Origin of the sequence: Streptomyces sp. NPDC048370, assembly GCF_043200825.1 — a bacterium.
Lineage (GTDB): Bacteria > Actinomycetota > Actinomycetes > Streptomycetales > Streptomycetaceae > Streptomyces.
This window is the reverse complement of the sequence record NZ_JBICYI010000008.1, coordinates 154,759-171,499: the sequence shown is the minus strand read 5'-3', so window position 1 is coordinate 171,499 and position 16,741 is coordinate 154,759. Positions and strand designations below refer to the sequence as shown.

General features: G+C 71.9%; 16 protein-coding genes. 6 read left to right on the top strand and 10 right to left on the bottom strand.

Going from position 1 to position 16,741, the window contains the following annotated elements; genetic code table 11:
- Positions 1-162: 162 nt before the first annotated feature.
- The 3 genes from ACGFYP_RS19590 to ACGFYP_RS19580 form a co-directional block, all read right to left on the bottom strand.
- Positions 163-1,815 carry a phospho-sugar mutase gene (locus ACGFYP_RS19590; protein WP_393494751.1) on the bottom strand — a complete coding sequence of 551 codons (1,653 nt, stop codon included), beginning with the start codon at positions 1,813-1,815 and terminating at the stop codon, positions 163-165.
- Between the two features lie 163 nt (positions 1,816-1,978).
- A complete protein-coding gene (locus tag ACGFYP_RS19585; RefSeq protein ID WP_352190155.1) occupies positions 1,979-2,782 on the bottom strand; it encodes a purine-nucleoside phosphorylase in 804 nt (267 codons plus the stop codon).
- A 195-nt stretch (positions 2,783-2,977) separates the two neighbouring features.
- Positions 2,978-3,415, bottom strand: a complete 438-nt coding sequence (locus ACGFYP_RS19580) for a gamma-glutamylcyclotransferase (RefSeq protein ID WP_361968708.1) — start codon at positions 3,413-3,415, stop codon at positions 2,978-2,980.
- 226 nt (positions 3,416-3,641) lie between these two features.
- Between ACGFYP_RS19580 and ACGFYP_RS19575 the strand changes: the two genes are divergently transcribed.
- Together ACGFYP_RS19575 and ACGFYP_RS19570 are read left to right on the top strand one after the other, a co-directional pair.
- Positions 3,642-5,081: an NAD(P)H-quinone dehydrogenase gene (locus ACGFYP_RS19575; protein ID WP_393494747.1), complete on the top strand. Its 1,440-nt coding sequence runs from the start codon at positions 3,642-3,644 to the stop codon at positions 5,079-5,081.
- A gap of 177 nt (positions 5,082-5,258) precedes the next feature.
- Positions 5,259-6,212 carry a DeoR/GlpR family DNA-binding transcription regulator gene (locus ACGFYP_RS19570; RefSeq protein WP_361968712.1) on the top strand — a complete coding sequence of 318 codons (954 nt, stop codon included), beginning with the start codon at positions 5,259-5,261 and terminating at the stop codon, positions 6,210-6,212.
- Positions 6,213-6,263: 51 nt separating this feature from the next.
- Here the strand turns inward: ACGFYP_RS19570 and ACGFYP_RS19565 are convergent, their stop codons facing one another.
- Complete coding sequence (locus tag ACGFYP_RS19565; RefSeq protein WP_393494744.1) at positions 6,264-6,818, bottom strand: TetR/AcrR family transcriptional regulator; 555 nt, start codon at positions 6,816-6,818, stop codon at positions 6,264-6,266.
- A gap of 79 nt (positions 6,819-6,897) precedes the next feature.
- Complete coding sequence (locus tag ACGFYP_RS19560; protein WP_393494741.1) at positions 6,898-8,652, bottom strand: acetyl/propionyl/methylcrotonyl-CoA carboxylase subunit alpha; 1,755 nt, start codon at positions 8,650-8,652, stop codon at positions 6,898-6,900.
- A gap of 362 nt (positions 8,653-9,014) precedes the next feature.
- On the opposite strand from ACGFYP_RS19560, the gene ACGFYP_RS19555 reads away from it, so the two are divergent.
- Positions 9,015-9,470: a hypothetical protein gene (locus ACGFYP_RS19555; protein WP_393494738.1), complete on the top strand. Its 456-nt coding sequence runs from the start codon at positions 9,015-9,017 to the stop codon at positions 9,468-9,470.
- 8 nt (positions 9,471-9,478) lie between these two features.
- Here ACGFYP_RS19555 and ACGFYP_RS19550 read toward each other — a convergent pair whose 3' ends face one another.
- From ACGFYP_RS19550 to ACGFYP_RS19540, 3 genes are all read right to left on the bottom strand, one after another.
- Positions 9,479-10,084 (bottom strand): nucleoside triphosphate pyrophosphatase, encoded by a 606-nt coding sequence (locus ACGFYP_RS19550; RefSeq protein ID WP_393494735.1) that lies wholly within the window; start codon positions 10,082-10,084, stop codon positions 9,479-9,481.
- Between the two features lie 158 nt (positions 10,085-10,242).
- Positions 10,243-10,371: a morphogenic membrane protein MmpB gene (gene mmpB, locus ACGFYP_RS19545; protein ID WP_361442946.1), complete on the bottom strand. Its 129-nt coding sequence runs from the start codon at positions 10,369-10,371 to the stop codon at positions 10,243-10,245.
- Between the two features lie 75 nt (positions 10,372-10,446).
- Complete coding sequence (locus ACGFYP_RS19540; protein ID WP_393494731.1) at positions 10,447-11,082, bottom strand: TetR/AcrR family transcriptional regulator; 636 nt, start codon at positions 11,080-11,082, stop codon at positions 10,447-10,449.
- Between the two features lie 69 nt (positions 11,083-11,151).
- Here ACGFYP_RS19540 and ACGFYP_RS19535 point away from each other — a divergent pair, with 69 nt between their 5' ends.
- A complete protein-coding gene (locus tag ACGFYP_RS19535; RefSeq protein ID WP_361968723.1) occupies positions 11,152-12,519 on the top strand; it encodes an MFS transporter in 1,368 nt (455 codons plus the stop codon).
- Between the two features lie 66 nt (positions 12,520-12,585).
- Here the strand turns inward: ACGFYP_RS19535 and ACGFYP_RS19530 are convergent, their stop codons facing one another.
- Both ACGFYP_RS19530 and ACGFYP_RS19525 read right to left on the bottom strand, forming a co-directional pair.
- Positions 12,586-12,798 (bottom strand): acyl-CoA carboxylase epsilon subunit, encoded by a 213-nt coding sequence (locus ACGFYP_RS19530; RefSeq protein WP_352190145.1) that lies wholly within the window; start codon positions 12,796-12,798, stop codon positions 12,586-12,588.
- 16 nt (positions 12,799-12,814) lie between these two features.
- Positions 12,815-14,407: an acyl-CoA carboxylase subunit beta gene (locus ACGFYP_RS19525; RefSeq protein WP_393494726.1), complete on the bottom strand. Its 1,593-nt coding sequence runs from the start codon at positions 14,405-14,407 to the stop codon at positions 12,815-12,817.
- A 133-nt stretch (positions 14,408-14,540) separates the two neighbouring features.
- Here ACGFYP_RS19525 and ACGFYP_RS19520 point away from each other — a divergent pair, with 133 nt between their 5' ends.
- Together ACGFYP_RS19520 and ACGFYP_RS19515 are read left to right on the top strand one after the other, a co-directional pair.
- A complete protein-coding gene (locus ACGFYP_RS19520; RefSeq protein WP_393494723.1) occupies positions 14,541-15,392 on the top strand; it encodes a biotin--[acetyl-CoA-carboxylase] ligase in 852 nt (283 codons plus the stop codon).
- Between the two features lie 166 nt (positions 15,393-15,558).
- Complete coding sequence (locus ACGFYP_RS19515) at positions 15,559-16,716, top strand: adenylate/guanylate cyclase domain-containing protein (RefSeq protein WP_393494720.1); 1,158 nt, start codon at positions 15,559-15,561, stop codon at positions 16,714-16,716.
- The last annotated feature ends 25 nt before the right edge of the window (positions 16,717-16,741 follow it).

The window sequence follows — 16,741 nt, the reverse complement described above, 5'->3', positions numbered from 1 at the left end:
CGGCGGGACACCGGGTCACCCTGGCCGGAACCACCTGATCGCGGGACGCGAGTGGGGCTGTTCGGCGTACCGAATTCACCCGTGAGGGAACGGCCGTACGCATGCGACGAGGCCCGTGCGGAATCGATTCCGTACGGGCCTCGTCGCGTCTCGGGGCGGCGGCTACAGGCCGGCCGCCTCCGACAGGTCGCGCTTGATCGCGGCGAGGATCTCGGCGCCCTTCGCGCGGGCCGTCGCCAGCTCGCTCGCGTCGGCGACCGGGACCACGACCTCCAGGTAGCACTTGAGCTTGGGCTCCGTGCCGGACGGGCGGACGATCACCCGGGCCTTGTGCTCGCCCTCCAGGTAGTAGCGCAGACCGTCCGTCGGCGGCAGTGACTCCGTGCCCTTCGTGAGGTCCTCGGCCGTCGTCACCGTCAGACCCGCGAGGCGGACCGGCGGCCGCTCGCGCAGCGTGCTCATCGCGTTCGCGATGATGCTCAGGTCCTCCACGCGCACCGACAGCTGGTCCGTGGCGTGCAGCCCGTGGGCGACCGCGAGGTCGTCGAGCAGGTCGGTCAGCGTACGGTCCTGCTCCTTGAGCACCGAGGCCAGCTCGGCGACAAGCAGCGCCGCCGTGATGCCGTCCTTGTCGCGGACGCCCTCGGGGTCGACGCAGTAGCCGAGCGCCTCCTCGTAGCCGTACCGCAGGCCGTCCACGCGGGCGATCCACTTGAAGCCGGTCAGCGTCTCCTCGTGGCCGACGCCCGCCGCCTCCGCGATCCGGCCGAGCAGCGAGGACGACACGATCGACTCGGCGAACACGCCCCGCGCACCCTTGTGCACCAGGTGCGCGGCGAGCAGCGCGCCCACCTCGTCGCCGCGGAGCATCCGCCAGCCGCCCTCGACCGTCCGGTCCGGCACGGCCACGGCGCAGCGGTCGGCGTCCGGGTCGTTGGCGATCACGATGTCGGGGTCCACGGCGCGGGCCGCCTCGAAGGCGAGGTCCATCGCGCCCGGCTCCTCCGGGTTCGGGAAGGCGACCGTCGGGAACGCCGGGTCCGGCTCGGCCTGCTCGGCGACGAGCGCGGGCGGCGGGAAACCGGCGCGGGCGAAGGCGGCCGTGACGACGTCCTTGCCGACGCCGTGCATGGCCGTGTAGACGGTCCGGACGGTACGGGGGGAGCCGGGGGTCAGGACGGCGTCCGTACGGGCCAGGTAGGCCTCCAGGACCTCGTCGCCGAGGGTCTCCCAGCCGGTCTCCGGGCGCGGGACGTCGTTCAGGGAGCGGACCGCGTCGATCTCGGCGGCGATCTCGGCGTCGGCGGGCGGCACGATCTGCGAGCCGTCGCCGAGGTAGACCTTGTAGCCGTTGTCGCGCGGCGGGTTGTGGCTCGCGGTCACCTCGACACCGGCGACGGCGCCCAGATGCCTTATGGCGTACGCGAGGACGGGCGTCGGCAGCGGGCGCGGGAGCACGGCCGCGCGGAGCCCGGCGCCGATCATCACGGCGGCGGTGTCGCGGGCGAAGTCGGCGGACTTGTAGCGGGCGTCGTAGCCGACGACGACGAGGCCGCCCTCCTGACCCTTGGCCTTGAGGTACGCGGCGAGGCCGGCGGCCGCGCGGATCACGACCGAGCGGTTCATCCGCATGGGCCCGGCGCCGATCTCGCCGCGGAGGCCGGCGGTGCCGAACTGCAGGGTGCCGGCGAAGCGGGCGGCGAGCTCGTCGCGGTCACCGGCCTCGATGAGCTTCGCGAGCTCGTCACGGGTCTCCGGGTCGGGGTCCTCGGCGAGCCAGGCCTGGGCCCGGGCGAGGAGGTCGTCCTGCGTCACGGTGTGCCTTTCGGGGTGTGCGGGTGAGGAGGGCGCGGGGTGGGTGGGGGTGCGGTGGTGGGCCGCTGCGCGGAGCCTTTCCCCACCCCGCCCCTTCCCGTAACCGGGGCTCCGCCCCGGACCCCGCGCCTCGAACGCCGGCGGGGCCGGATGGTGCCGTACCTCAGATGCGGTCGAGGACCCGCGTCAGGAGCTCGCCCATCCGGGCGGCCGAGTCGCGGCCGGCCTGGAGGACCTCCTCGTGGTTCAGCGGCTCGCCCGAGAGGCCCGCCGCCAGGTTGGTGACGAGGGAGATGCCCAGGACCTCGGCGCCCGCCTCACGGGCCGCGATGGCCTCGAGGACGGTGGACATGCCGACCAGGTCGCCGCCCATGACGCGGACCATGTTGATCTCGGCCGGGGTCTCGTAGTGCGGCCCGGGGAACTGCACGTAGACGCCCTCTTCGAGGGTCTCGTCGACCTCCTTGCACAGCGCGCGCAGGCGCGGCGAGTAGAGGTCGGTGAGGTCCACGAAGTTCGCGCCGACGATCGGGGAGGCGGCCGTCAGGTTGATGTGGTCGCTGATCAGGACCGGCTGGCCGGGGCGCATGCCCTCGCGCAGACCACCGCAGCCGTTGGTCAGGACGACGGTCTTGCAGCCGGCGGCGACGGCGGTGCGCACTCCGTGGGCGACGGAGGCGACGCCCCGGCCCTCGTAGAAGTGGGTACGGCCCAGGAAGACCAGCACGTGCTTCGCGCCGATCTTGTACGAGCGGACCTTGCCGCCGTGGCCCTCGACCGCCGGCGGCGGGAAGCCGGGCAGCTCGGTCACGGGGAACTCGGCCTCCGGCGCGCCGAGCGCGTCGACGGCGGGCGCCCAGCCGGAGCCCATGACGAGGGCCACGTCGTGGTTCTCGATTCCGGTCAGCTCGCGAAGGCGCGTGGCTGCGGCCTCGGCGGCCTCGTACGGGGTGGCAGTTGCGTTCACTGACTCTCTCGCCTCGGGGAGGGGGGGTCCGAGGGGAGCCCCGGACGGATTTCGTACGCGCAGAAGCGTAGCCCGAGAATGCCTACGCGCGTAGATGACGATGCTGACGGACATGCGATCGTTGTCTTGTCGTTTCCGACGAATGGCCTAGTGGCCACCCCGGTGCGCTCTGCACGAAGACCCTCGCCCGCCCCGTCAGCACGGCCGCTTGCGGAGCTCCATCACGTAGTCGTGCGGCGCTCCCGCCGACTCCGCCGCGTCCGCGACCTCGCCCAGATAGCGGGCGGACGGCAGGCCGCCCTCGTACGCGTTCAGGACGTACACCCAGGTCGGCTCGTCGCCGTCCAGAGTGTGCACGCGTACCCGCATCCGCCGGTAGATGTCGAGGTTGACGCCCTCCCAGCGGTCCATCGAGTCCTCGTCCATCGGCGCGATGTCGTACAGCGCGACGAAGACCTGGGACCGCGGTGCCTCGACGATCGTGGCCAGCGCGCCCTCCCAGCCCATCTGCTCCCCGCCGAAGGTCAGCCGCCAGCCGTTGAGCCAGCCGGTGCCGCGCAGCGGGGAGTGCGGGGCGCGGCGGGTCATGAGCCGCGCGTCGAGGTTGCCGGCGTACGCGGCGTAGAGCGACATGGGGTCGAGGGTACGGGAGGGGGGAGGGTGCCTGCGGAAGTCCGTGGTGGGGCCGGTACGGGGCTGGTGGGGTCGGTACGGGGGCCGTTCGGAGGCCCCGGCGAGAGTCCACCCCCGGCGTACGGGACAATGGGGTACGCACTTGAAGCGTGCGGGACAATGGCGTACGCACTGCAGCCCAGCGGGGGACCCCCCGGCAGAACGAGAGCGCGAGGCGTAGATCCCAGTGACCCGGATCGTGATCATCGGCGGCGGACCCGGCGGATACGAGGCTGCCCTGGTGGGGGCCCAACTCGGCGCGGAGGTGACCGTCGTCGACTGCGACGGTCTCGGCGGCGCGTCCGTCCTGACCGACTGCGTCCCCTCGAAGACCCTCATCGCGACGGCCGAGGTGATGACGACCTTCGACTCCTCGTACGAGGAGCTGGGCATCATCGTCGCCGACGACACCCCGCACGTGGAGCAGGCGGCCCGCGTCGTGGGCGTCGACCTCGGCAAGGTCAACCGCCGTGTGAAGCGGCTCGCGCTCGCCCAGTCCCACGACATCACCGCCTCCGTGACCCGGGCCGGCGCCCGGGTGCTGCGCGGTCGCGGCCGGCTCTCCGGCCGTCAGGCCATGGACGGTTCCCGTCAGGTGATCGTGACGGCCGCCGACGGTTCCGAGGAGTCGCTGACCGCCGACGCCGTGCTGATCGCGACCGGCGGCCACCCGCGCGAGCTGCCCGACGCCCAGCCGGACGGCGAGCGGATCCTGAACTGGACCCAGGTCTACGACCTCAAGGAGCTCCCCGAGGAGCTCATCGTGGTCGGCTCCGGCGTCACCGGCGCCGAGTTCGCCGGCGCCTACCAGGCGCTCGGCTCCCGGGTCACCCTCGTCTCCTCCCGCGACCGCGTGCTCCCGGGCGAGGACCCGGACGCCGCCGCCGTCCTGGAGGACGTCTTCCGCCGCCGCGGCATGAACGTCATGGCCCGCTCGCGCGCCGAGTCCGCCAAGCGGGTCGGCGACCGGGTCGAGGTCACCCTCTCCGACGGCCGGGTCATCTCCGGCACCCACTGCCTGATGGCCGTCGGCGCCATCCCGAACTCGGCCGGAATGGGACTGGAGGAGGCCGGGGTCCGGCTCAAGGAGTCCGGGCACATCTGGACCGACAAGGTCTCCCGCACCTCCGCCCCCGGCGTCTACGCGGCCGGTGACGTCACCGGCGTCTTCGCGCTCGCCTCGGTGGCGGCCATGCAGGGCCGGATCGCGATGTACCACTTCCTCGGCGACGCGGTGGCCCCGCTGAACCTGAAGACGGTCTCCTCGAACGTCTTCACCGACCCGGAGATCGCGACCGTCGGCTACACGCAGGCCGACGTGGACGCGGGCAAGATCGACGCCCGGGTCGTCAAGCTGCCGCTGCTGCGCAACCCGCGCGCCAAGATGCAGGGCATCCGGGACGGCTTCGTCAAGATCTTCTGCCGCCCGGGCACCGGGATCGTGGTCGGCGGCTGTGTCGTCGCCCCCAAGGCGAGCGAGCTGATCCACCCGATCTCGATCGCGGTCGACAACAATCTGACGGTGGAACAGATCGCAAAAGCTTTCACCGTGTACCCCTCCCTGTCGGGCTCGATCGCGGAAGTGGCACGGCAGTTGCACACCCGAAAGGCGACGGGCGAGGCCTGATCGCCTCCTGACACACCCTCCCGCCTGGGGCGATCTGGACAACCCCCGGCAAGGCGGGGCATAGAACGATCAACGACGGGGCCTCCCATACCACTTGGAGGCCCCGTCTGTGCGCATCTTCTGCAATTCGGCGCATAGTGCTGAAAAGTTCCGGCCGCTCAGGTTACTGTCAGTTTCGTGTTCGCTGCAGAACGTCGTCAGTTGATCCTCGAAATGGTGCGCGCCAACGGAGCCGTGTCGCTCCGGGAGCTCGCCCGCGTCGTCCAGACCTCAGAAGTGACCGTACGGCGAGACGTGCGGGCACTGGAGGCAGAAGGACTCCTCGACCGCCGGCACGGCGGTGCGGTACTGCCGGGCGGCTTCACGCGAGAATCCGGCTTCCCGCAGAAATCCCATCTCGCGACCGCGGAGAAGACGGCCATCGCCGACGTCGCCGCGAGCCTCGTCGAGGAGGGCGAGGCCATCGTCGTCGGCGCCGGGACGACCACGCAGGAGCTGGCCCGCCGGCTCGCCCGCGTGCCCGGTCTGACCGTGGTCACCAACTCCCTGCTCGTCGCCCAGGCCCTGGCCCACGCCAATCGGGTCGAGGTCGTCATGACCGGCGGCACGCTGCGCGGCTCCAACTACGCGCTGGTGGGCAGCGGGGCCGAGCAGTCCCTCCAGGGGCTGCGGGTCTCCCGGGCCTTCCTCTCCGGCAGCGGCCTGACCGCCGAGCGCGGCCTCTCCACGTCCAACATGCTCTCCGCGAGCGTGGACCGGGCGCTGGTGCAGGCGGCGGCGGAGGTCGTGGTCCTCGCCGACCACACCAAGCTCGGCACCGACACCATGTTCCAGACGGTGCCGACGGACGTGATCACCCGCCTGGTCACCGACGAGCCCCCGGCGCACGACGACCGGGCCGCGACGGAGCTCCAGGCGCTGGCCGACCAGGGCGTGCAGATCGCCGTGGCCGGCACCGGTGCGGGCGGTGACGCGGTCCCCCCGCCCGGACGCCCCCGCCGCGACGTCCCCCTCCCGGGACAGCGGGGCCGCCACCCGGGCGGTCAACTCCGCAGCGCGGGCGGGGCGCTGACCGGTGAGGTGCTCGCCCCCGAGCGCGCGGCGCGGGTGGCGGACATGCGCAGGCGCTGAGGCTTCGAGGGGCCCCTCCCCCAGGGGGCCCGGGCCGGGTCTCCCACCCGGTCAGCGCTTCAGACCCCGCAGGGTCAGTTCGAGCAGACGGTCGGCCAACTCCGTGTCCTCCGGAGACTGTTCGGCCGCCAGCGCGATCGCGTTGGTGAGCCGCATCAGATCGCCGATCGACACGTCGTCGCGTACCGTCCCCGCCTCCTGGGCCCGGGACAGCAAGGTCTCGCCCGTCGCACGCAGCGGGACACCGCACTGCGCGAGCACCGAACTCGCGTCCCGCGAACCCGACATGGCGGGCATCAGCGCACGGGAAAGCCCCCGGTACTCACTCGCGTGAGTGATCAGGGAACGCAGCCACTCCACGAGCGCCGGGCACGGCTCCTCGGCCTCCGCCAGCTCCCGGCCCCGCTGGAGCAGCGCGGCAAGGGCCTCCTGGAAGACCGCGTTGATCAGCGCCTCGCGGGTGGGGAAGTGCCGGTACAGCGTGCCGATGCCGACCCCCGCACGACGGGCGACGTCCTCCAGCGAGGCATCGGTGCCGTGTGCGGCGAAGGCGGCTCGGGCCTCGGTCAGCAGCCGCTCGTGGTTGCGACGCGCATCGGCGCGCATGGGGCCTCCCCTCCGGATACGGGCGAAGGGCCCACCGGCGGTGCGCCTGCGGGCCCTTCGTACGGTACGTGGTGCGCGATCAGTCCTTGATCTCGCAGATGGCGGCGCCGGAGGTGACGGAGGCGCCGACCTCGGCGGAGAGGCCCTTGATGGTGCCGGAGCGGTGCGCGTTGAGCGGCTGCTCCATCTTCATGGCTTCGAGGACGACGATGAGGTCGCCTTCCTTGACCTCCTGGCCCTCCTCGACCGCCACCTTCACGATCGTGCCCTGCATGGGGGAGGCGAGGGTGTCGCCGGAGGCGGTCGGGCCGGACTTCTTCGCGGCACGCCGCTTGGGCTTGGCGCCGGCGGCGAGTCCGGTGCGGGCGAGGGTCATGCCGAGGGAGGAGGGGAGGGAGACTTCGAGGCGCTTGCCGCCGACCTCGACGACGATGGTCTCGCGGCCGGTCTCGTCCTCGTCCGCCTCTGCGCCGGCCGGGGCGAAGGGCTTGATCTGGTTGTCGAACTCGGTCTCGATCCAGCGGGTGTGGACGGTGAACGGGTCGGCGGTGAAGGCGGGGTCGGTGACGACGGCCTGGTGGAAGGGGATGGCGGTGGCCATGCCCTCCACCTTGAACTCCGCGAGCGCGCGGGCGGCGCGCTGGAGGGCCTGTTCGCGGGTGGCGCCGGTGACGATCAGCTTGGCGAGCAGGCTGTCCCAGGCCGGGCCGATCACGGAGCCGGACTCGACGCCCGCGTCGAGACGGACACCGGGGCCGGTCGGCGGCGCGAACGTGGTGACCGTGCCGGGGGCGGGGAGGAAGTTACGGCCCGGGTCTTCGCCGTTGATGCGGAACTCGAAGGAGTGCCCGCGCACGGCGGGGTCGTCGTAACCCAGCTCCTCGCCGTCGGCGATGCGGAACATCTCCCGTACGAGGTCGATGCCGGTGACTTCTTCGGTGACGGGGTGTTCGACCTGGAGGCGGGTGTTGACCTCGAGGAAGGAGATCGTGCCGTCGGTGCCGACGAGGAACTCGACCGTTCCGGCGCCGACGTAGCCGGCCTCCTTCAGGATCGCCTTGGAGGCGGCGTACAGCTGGTCGTTCTGCGCCTGCGACAGGAACGGCGCGGGGGCCTCCTCCACGAGCTTCTGGTGGCGGCGCTGGAGGGAGCAGTCGCGGGTGGAGACGACGACGACGTTGCCGTGGGTGTCGGCCAGGCACTGGGTCTCGACGTGGCGGGGCTTGTCGAGGTAGCGCTCGACGAAGCACTCGCCCCGGCCGAACGCGGCGACGGCCTCGCGGACGGCGGAGTCGTAGAGCTCGGGTACTTCCTCAAGGGTGCGGGCGACCTTCAGGCCGCGTCCGCCGCCGCCGAAGGCGGCCTTGATCGCGATCGGGAGACCGTGCTCCTCGGCGAAGGCGACGACCTCGTCCGCCCCGGAGACCGGGTCGGGGGTGCCGGCGACCAGGGGGGCGCCGGCGCGTTGGGCGATGTGGCGGGCGGCGACCTTGTCGCCGAGGTCGCGGATCGCCTGGGGCGGCGGGCCGATCCAGGTCAGACCGGCGTCCAGGACGGCCTGGGCGAAGTCGGCGTTCTCGGAGAGGAAGCCGTACCCGGGGTGGATCGCGTCCGCACCCGAATCCTTCGCGGCCTGCAGCACCTTGGCCATGTCCAGATAGCTGGCGGCCGGGGTGTCACCGCCCAGGGCGAACGCCTCGTCGGCCGCACGGACGTGCAAAGCGTCCCGGTCCGGCTCGGCGTAGACGGCTACGCTCGCGATCCCCGCATCCCGGCACGCCCGGGCGACGCGGACAGCGATTTCGCCACGGTTGGCGATGAGCACCTTGCGCACGATGGCTCCCTCCTTGAAAACAAGCTGAGTTTAGGGACTGCCGACACGGCCTTTCGACCCGTCCCCAGTGGTGAGCTTGCCCACACGGAGCGTGATACGAGGCGTTCGGGGTCATGAAATCCCTTGTCGTACCACGGTACGCAGGACTCCTCTACGGCACAGTAGCTCCGAGGTGTGGCACAGGTCTCTGTTCGGGCGACCAGTCGCCGATCAGGTTTCTTTGTGGAGTCCCTACGAATGGCGCAATGATTCTTTGCCCTGGGAACGTCCGTCGCCGACCCTTGTCCGCCGGTTTACCCGGCAGTAGCCTTCGCGCTGTCGTACGTACTGTCGGTAACAGCCGTATACAGGGGGTGGCCCAGGTGGCCCGCAGACCGATAGCGCTCGTGACGGCGGGGGTGCTGTTCCTGGAGGCGCCGGCCATCGTCGGGCTCAACGCCGTCATGGCCCGTTTCGTCGAGGCCCAGTCGATGTCCCTGGACGGACTCGATCCGGACCACATGGTTACCGGAACATGGGTGCTCGGCATCGTCTCCGGCCTGCTGCTCGCCCTCTGCGCCACCGTCGCGCTGATCGCCGGCATCCGTGACAAGCGACCGGGGCGCGCAGGGCGGGCCCTGCTCATCGGCTGCGCCGTCGTGCACGGGCTGCTCGGCGCGGTGACGGTCGGTCTGATCGGCTGGGGCGCCTTCGCGTTCATGACCGTGGTGCTCGGCCTGATCGTGCTGACGCTGGTGGCGTACGGCAAGGGCGCCGGCACCCCGGAAGCCGACGCGCCCGACGCCGACGCCCCCGAAGGGGCACCGGCGCCCGCGTAGGTGCCCCGTCAGTGCCACAGGTCGGTGATGGAGATCCCCAGCTTGCCGAGCAGCCTGCGCAGCAGGGGCAGCGACAGGCCGATCACGTTGCCCGGGTCGCCGTCGATGCCGTCGATGAACGGGGCCGAGCGGCCGTCCAGGGTGAACGCGCCCGCCACGTGCAGCGGTTCGCCGCTCGCCACGTACGCGGCGACCTCGGCGTCGGTCGGATCGCCGAAGCGGACCACGGTCGAGGCAGTCGCCGACTCGTAGCGCTTGGCAGCCGTGTCGTAGACGCAGTGGCCCGTCTGGAGGATGCCGACCCTGCCCCGCATGTCCTTCCAGCGGGCGGTGGCCTCCTCGGCGTCGGCGGGCTTGCCGAGGGCCTTCCCGTCGAGCTCGAGGACCGAGTCGCAGCCGATGACCAGGGCGCCGAAGACCTCGGGGCGGGCGGCCACATGGGCGGCCTTGGCCTCGGCGAGCGCGAGGGCGAGTTCGGCGGGCGTCGGGGCGTGGACCTTGTCCTCGTCGACGCCGCTCACGATGACCTCGGGAGCGAGTCCGGCCTGCCGCAGCAGTCCGAGACGGGCGGGCGAGGCGGAGGCGAGCACGACACGGCGGCGATCAGGAGTCATGGGGGAAGCGTAGCCAGTACGGGCGCTCCCGGCGGCGCTCGGCTCGAAGGGGCGCTCGGCTCCCGCACGCCGTGGCCCTGAGCTCCCGCACCCCGTGGCCCTGAGCTCCCGCCCGGCGCGGGCCCTCGGCTCCCGGCGGCCTCGGTTCCCGGCGGCGCTCAGTGGACGCCGACCACGAACATCGCCACCACCATCGCCAGTGCCAGCAGGATCGACGCGCGACGCAGCATCGCCTGCATGTCGCGCATCTCCTTGGGCGGCTCGTTCTCCGGGTCGGACCACAGCATGCGTCCGATCCTGCTCGTGCGACGGCCGGGGCGCCTGAGTACTCGTACTCAAGCGACCCGGTGCCGAAGAACTAGTCACATCGAGGTGAACACCCCCGCGTCCGCCGCCGTCAGCGCCGCCCGGACCGCCCGCTCGCCGTCCTCGGGGCCGAGCGGCTCGCGCGTGATCATGAACCGGTAGTAGAGCGGGGCCGAGACCGCGCGCAGCAGCTCCAGTTCGTCCGTCTCCGGCGGGATCTCGCCGCGGGCCGCGCCCCGCTTCACCACCGGGGCCCACTCCTCCAGGCGGGCGCGGTAGAAGCCGTTCAGCGCCTCGGCGCACTCCTCGTCGCAGGCCGCCGCCGCGATGACCGCGCGGAAGACGCCGCCCATCCGGGGGTCGGTGAGCGTCCTGACGACGAGCGCGGCGTTGGCCCGGAGGTCGCCCGCGAGGCTGCCGGTGTCGGAGGCCGGCAGGGACTGCTCGGCCATGTCGCGCAGCAGGTCGGCGACGAGGCCGACGGGGGAGCCCCAGCGCCGGTAGACGGTCGTCTTGCCCACCCCCGCGCTCGCGGCGACGTGGTCCATGTTCAGCCCGTGGAAGCCCGTCGCGGCCAGGGCGTCCTCGGTCGCTTCGAGGACGGCCCGGCGCACCTTCGCGGTACGGCCCCCGGGACGCACGGTGCCGGGCACGGCCGGCTGGCTCTCACTCAAACGGGTCTCCTGTTCCATTAACGCCTTCGAGTCTGCTACGGTACGGGACATCTTAACGGATTCAGATTCCCATTAAGGGGTCCACCGATGGTTGCCACAGATGTCCGGTCACAGGCCGGCACCCAGCCCGCCGCCCGTATGGACGGACGGATGCGGCTCGTCCTCCTCGTCCTCCTCGTCGCCCAGTTCATGCTGGCCGTCGACTTCTCGATCCTGAACGTCGCGCTGCCCGTCATCGGCGAAGGACTCGGCTTCTCCCTGGCGAACCTCCAGTGGATCGCCACCGCCTTCGCCCTCGCGGCCGCCGGATTCACGCTCCTCTTCGGGCGCGTCGCCGACCTCGTCGGACGCCGCCGCCTCTTCCTCGGCGGCATGGCGCTCCTCGGGGTCTCCTCCCTCGTCGGCGGTCTCGCCACCGACCCGGCCCTGCTGATGGTCGCCCGCGTCGCCCAGGGCCTCGCCACCGCCGCCGTCACCCCCGCCGGGCTCTCCCTGCTCACGTCCTCGTTCCCCGAGGGCCCGCTGCGGGCCAAGGCGCTCGGGCTCAACGGCGCGCTGATGTCGGCCGGGTTCACCACGGGCGCGATCCTCGGCGGCGTCCTGACCGAGCTGCTCTCCTGGCGCTGGGCGTTCTTCATCAACGTGCCCGTCGCCCTGGCCGTCCTCCTCGTCGCGCCCGCCGTGCTCAAGGAGAGCCGCCCCGACGTCCGCCCGCGCCTCGACGTCCCCGGCGCGATCACCGTCACCGGCGGCCTCCTCGCGCTCGTCTACGGCCTCACCACCGAGCCCCTGGCGTTGCCCGTCGGCGTCGCCCTGCTCGTCGCCTTCTGGTTCGTGGAGCGCCGCGCCGCCTCGCCCCTCGTCCCCGTACGGATCCTCGCCCGCCCCACCGTGATCTGGGGGAACCTCGCCGGGCTCGTCGCCTTCGTCACCGAGACCTCGCTGGTCTTCCTGATGACGCTCTACCTCCAGGACGTCCTCGGCTTCTCGCCGCTCGCCGCAGGACTGTCGTTCGGTGTGCTCGGCGCGGGCACGGTCGTCGGCGGGGTCTTCGCGCCGCGCTTCATCGGCCGGTACGGCTCCCGCGCCGCCCTCGTGGTCGGCGGACTGATCCAGGCCGTCGCCACGGTCTCCCTCTACGCCCTCGGCGACGACCGCGGCTGGCTGTGGCTGCTGCTCGCCGCCACGTTCGTCGGCGGCGTCGGCAACATGCTCGCCATCGTCGGCTTCATGGTCACCGCCACCTCCGGACTGCCCGACTCCGAGCAGGGCATGGCGACGGGCCTCGCCACCATGACCCAGCAGATCGGCATCACCATGGGTACGCCGATCATGAGCGCCGTCGTCGTCACCTCCACCACGGTCTTCGACGGCATCGGCCTCGCCGTCCTCGTCAACGCCGCCATCGTCGTCGTCGGCGCGGTCCTCGCCGGGTTCTTCCTGCGCCGCACGTGACGGCTTCCGGGTACGCGAAAGGCCGGACCCCGCACACGGGGTCCGGCCTTCGGCATGACGGTTGAGCTACGCCGGCCAGTAGGAGCGCGCCCACGAGCGCGGCCCCGGCCGGGGCCGTACCGAACGGGCGATCCTGGCCGGGTCCGACCAGCCCTCGGGGGCCACCGGGCCGCCACCGTCCGCGGACGCCGCCGCCGTCGCGGCGGCCCGGGCCTGGACCACCGCCAGTGCGGCGGCCAGCTCCTCCGGGGTCGGGTTACCTCGTACGACCTTGATCATGTCGACTCCCTGAGGCCTAGAGGGGGATGTTGCCGTGCTTCTTCGGAGGCAGGGATTCCCGCTTCGTACGCAGCTGACGCAGGCCCTTCACGATCTGCGGGCGGGTGTCCGACGGAAGGATCACCCCGTCGATGTAGCCGCGCTCGGCCGCCGTGTAGGGGTTGAGCAGGGTGTCCTCGTACTCCTGGATCAGCCGCGCCCGCTCCGCCTCCTGGTCCTCGGCCGCCGCGATCGTCCTGCGGTGCAGGATGTTCACCGCGCCCTGCGCGCCCATGACCGCGATCTGCGCGGTCGGCCACGCCAGGTTGAGGTCGGCGCCCAGGTGCTTGGAGCCCATGACGTCGTACGCGCCGCCGAAGGCCTTGCGGGTGATGACGGTGATCAGCGGGACCGTCGCCTCGGCGTACGCGTAGATCAGCTTGGCGCCCCGGCGGATGATGCCGCCGTACTCCTGGTCCACGCCCGGCAGGAAGCCCGGCACGTCGACGAAGGTGATGACCGGGATGTTGAACGCGTCGCAGGTGCGCACGAAGCGCGCGGCCTTCTCGCTCGCGTTGATGTCCAGGCAACCGGCGAACTGCATCGGCTGGTTGGCGACGATGCCGACCGGGAAGCCCTCCACCCGGCCGAAGCCGGTGAGGATGTTCGGCGCGAACAGCGACTGCGTCTCCAGGAACTCGCCGTCGTCGACGACGTGTTCGATGACGGTGTGCATGTCGTACGGCTGGTTGGCGGAGTCCGGGATCAGGACGTCCAGCTCGCGGTCCTCGTCCGAGGGCTCGGTGTCGGCGCTCTCGGGGAAGGCCGGCGGCTCGGAGAGGTTGTTCGACGGCAGGTACGACAGCAGCGACTTGACGTACTCGATCGCGTCCTTCTCGTCCCCGGCCATGTGGTGCGCCACACCGGACGTGGTGTTGTGCGTGCGCGCGCCGCCCAGCTCCTCGAAGCCGACGTCCTCACCGGTGACGGTCTTGATGACGTCAGGTCCTGTGATGAACATGTGCGAGGTCTGGTCGACCATGACGGTGAAGTCGGTGATCGCGGGGGAGTAGACCGCGCCGCCCGCACAGGGGCCGACGACCAGGGAGATCTGCGGAATCACGCCGGAGGCATGGGTGTTGCGGCGGAAGATCTCGCCGTACATGCCGAGGGCCATGACGCCCTCCTGGATCCGCGCGCCGCCCGAGTCGTTGATCCCGACCACGGGGCAGCCGGTCTTCAGCGCGAAGTCCATGACCTTCATGATCTTCTGGCCGAAGACCTCGCCGAGCGCGCCGCCGAAGACCGTGAAGTCCTGCGAGAAGACCGCCACCGGCCGGCCGTCGACCGTGCCGTAGCCGGTCACCACACCGTCGCCGTACGGGCGGGTCTTCTCCAGGCCGAAGTTGGTCGACCGGTGCCGGGCCAGCTCGTCGAGCTCCACGAACGAGCCCTCGTCGAGCAGGAGTGCGATCCGCTCCCGCGCGGTCAGCTTGCCCTTCGCGTGCTGCTTCTCCACCGCCCGCTCGGAACCGGCGTGGGTGGCCTCGTCAATACGGCGCTGAAGATCCGCGATCTTGCCCGCGGTCGTGTGAATGTCGATCTCTTGCGGCTCTACCGACTCGGACATCGGGATGCGGCTCCCTGCCTGGTCACGGGGGTTCGTTTGCTACGAATGGGCTACTGCTGGGCTACTGACCCGTAGCGTATCGACGGCGATACGGTTCGGCACTGCGGTCTTTGCCACACCTAGTCTGGCTTGCATGACGTCCTCCGATGCCTCAGGAGCGCGGTGGTCCGACCTGGACCGTCCCCCGCTCAACGCCTCCGCGCTGCGCCGCGCGCTCGTCCTTCCCGACGGGCTCTGGACCTCGCTCGACCTGGTCACCACGACCGGTTCCACCAACTCCGACCTGGCCGCGCGCGCCGACGAGCTGCCCGAGGGCGCGGTGCTCGTCGCCGAGGAGCAGACCTCGGGGCGCGGCCGCCTCGACCGCGACTGGGTCTCGCCGCCGCGCGCGGGGCTCTTCTTCTCCGTCCTGCTCAAGCCCGACGTGCCCGTGCACCGCTGGGGCTGGCTCCCGCTCCTCGCCGGCGTCGCCGCGGCGACCGGGCTCACGAAGTCCGCCGGGGTGGACCTTTCCCTCAAGTGGCCGAACGACCTGCTGGTTTCGGTCGGGGGCGAGGAGCGGAAGACCGGCGGGATCCTCGCCGAGCGGGCCGGCGAGGACGGGGTCGTCGTCGGGATCGGGGTCAACGTGACCCTGAAGGCGGAGGAGCTGCCGGTGCCGGGCGCCGGTTCGCTGCTCCTCGCCGACGCGATCTCGACCGACCGCGACACGCTGCTCCGGTCGGTCCTGCGGTCCCTCGAGCACTGGTACGGGGAGTGGACGCGGGCCGGCGGCGACCCGGCGGCCTCCGGCCTCCAGGCGGCGTACGAGACGGGCTGCTCGACCCTGGGCCGCCACGTCCGGGCCGACCTCCCGGGCGAGCGGATGCTGGAGGGCGAGGCCGTCGCCCTGGACGGCGACGGGCGCCTGGTCGTGGCGACGGAGGGCGGCGGCACCGAGGCGGTCGCGGCGGGCGACATCGTCCACGTCCGCGCGTCCGGCTGAACCCGGGCACCACCCGGGGGCGGACGGGCGCCGCCCCCGGGATGCCGGTCGGACCGGTCGAACCGTCGGAACGGCGTGAGCTGGCACACACCTGTCGTATCGTGGAGCGCGATCCAGGGCGACAGATCGGCAGGGCAGTGGGCAGGGAAACGGCAGGAGGCGGCCGGTGACCGTCGACGACGCGCACAACGGCGGTGAGGCGGAGCCACCCGCTGAGGCGGAGCCGCCGGCGTACCCCACGCCGCACCACCACGTCGACCACACGGCCGAGCCGACCGACGATCCCCTCGCGATCCGCCTCGAACAGCTCATCCTGGGCGCGGACCGCCGCTACACCCCCTTCCAGGCCGCCCGCACGGCCGGCGTCTCCATGGAGCTCGCCTCCCGCTTCTGGCGCGCCATGGGCTTCGCCGACATCGGCCAGGCCAAGGCGCTCACCGAGGCCGACGTCCTCGCCCTGCGCCGCCTCGCCGGTCTCGTCGAGGCGGGCCTGCTCAGCGAGCCGATGGCCGTCCAGGTCGCCCGTTCCACCGGCCAGACCACCGCCCGGCTCGCCGAGTGGCAGATCGACTCGTTCCTGGAGGGCCTCACCGAGCCCCCCGAGCCCGGGATGACCCGTACCGAAGTCACGTACCCGCTGGTCGAGCTGCTCCTGCCCGAGCTGGAGGAGTTCCTGATCTACGTCTGGCGCCGCCAGCTCGCCGCCGCCACCGGGCGCGTCGTGCAGGCCGCCGACGACGAGGAGATGGTCGACCGTCGGCTCGCCGTCGGCTTCGCCGACCTCGTCGGGTTCACCCGGCTGACCCGCCGTCTGGAGGAGGAGGAGCTCGGCGAGCTCGTCGAGGCCTTCGAGACCACCTGCGCCGACCTCGTCGCCGCCCACGGCGGCCGGCTCATCAAGACCCTCGGTGACGAGGTGCTGTACGCCGCCGACGACGCGGGCACCGCCGCCGAGATCGCGCTGCGCCTGATCGAGACGCTCAGCCACGACGAGACGATGCCCGCCCTGCGGGTCGGCATCGCCTTCGGCACGGTGACGACCCGGATGGGAGACGTCTTCGGGACGACGGTGAACCTGGCGAGCCGGCTCACGTCGATAGCGCCCAAGGACACCGTCCTCGTCGACGGGGCGCTCGCGGAGGAGCTGACCCGCACCGGCGACGCGCCCGTCTCCGAGACGCAGGCCGCCGAGGAGGTCGCCCGCGCCGAGAAGGAGGGCGAGCAGCCGCCGACGTACCGCTTCGCGCTCCAGCCGATGTGGCAGCGCCCGGTGCGCGGTCTCGGCGTCGTCGAGCCCTGGCACCTGACCCGCCGCCCGACCTAGGATCCCCGGTGAACAGTCGTTAACA

Coding starts and splice junctions, on each gene's coding strand:
- ACGFYP_RS19550 (WP_393494735.1), bottom strand. CDS start 10,084: ATGACTCCTGATCGCCGCCGTGTCGTGCTCGCCTCCGCCTCGCCCGCC.
- ACGFYP_RS19580 (WP_361968708.1), bottom strand. CDS start 3,415: ATGTCGCTCTACGCCGCGTACGCCGGCAACCTCGACGCGCGGCTCATG.
- mmpB (WP_361442946.1), bottom strand. CDS start 10,371: ATGCTGTGGTCCGACCCGGAGAACGAGCCGCCCAAGGAGATGCGCGAC.
- ACGFYP_RS19535 (WP_361968723.1), top strand. CDS start 11,152: ATGGTTGCCACAGATGTCCGGTCACAGGCCGGCACCCAGCCCGCCGCC.
- ACGFYP_RS19520 (WP_393494723.1), top strand. CDS start 14,541: ATGACGTCCTCCGATGCCTCAGGAGCGCGGTGGTCCGACCTGGACCGT.
- ACGFYP_RS19530 (WP_352190145.1), bottom strand. CDS start 12,798: ATGATCAAGGTCGTACGAGGTAACCCGACCCCGGAGGAGCTGGCCGCC.
- ACGFYP_RS19565 (WP_393494744.1), bottom strand. CDS start 6,818: ATGCGCGCCGATGCGCGTCGCAACCACGAGCGGCTGCTGACCGAGGCC.
- ACGFYP_RS19540 (WP_393494731.1), bottom strand. CDS start 11,082: ATGGAACAGGAGACCCGTTTGAGTGAGAGCCAGCCGGCCGTGCCCGGC.
- ACGFYP_RS19525 (WP_393494726.1), bottom strand. CDS start 14,407: ATGTCCGAGTCGGTAGAGCCGCAAGAGATCGACATTCACACGACCGCG.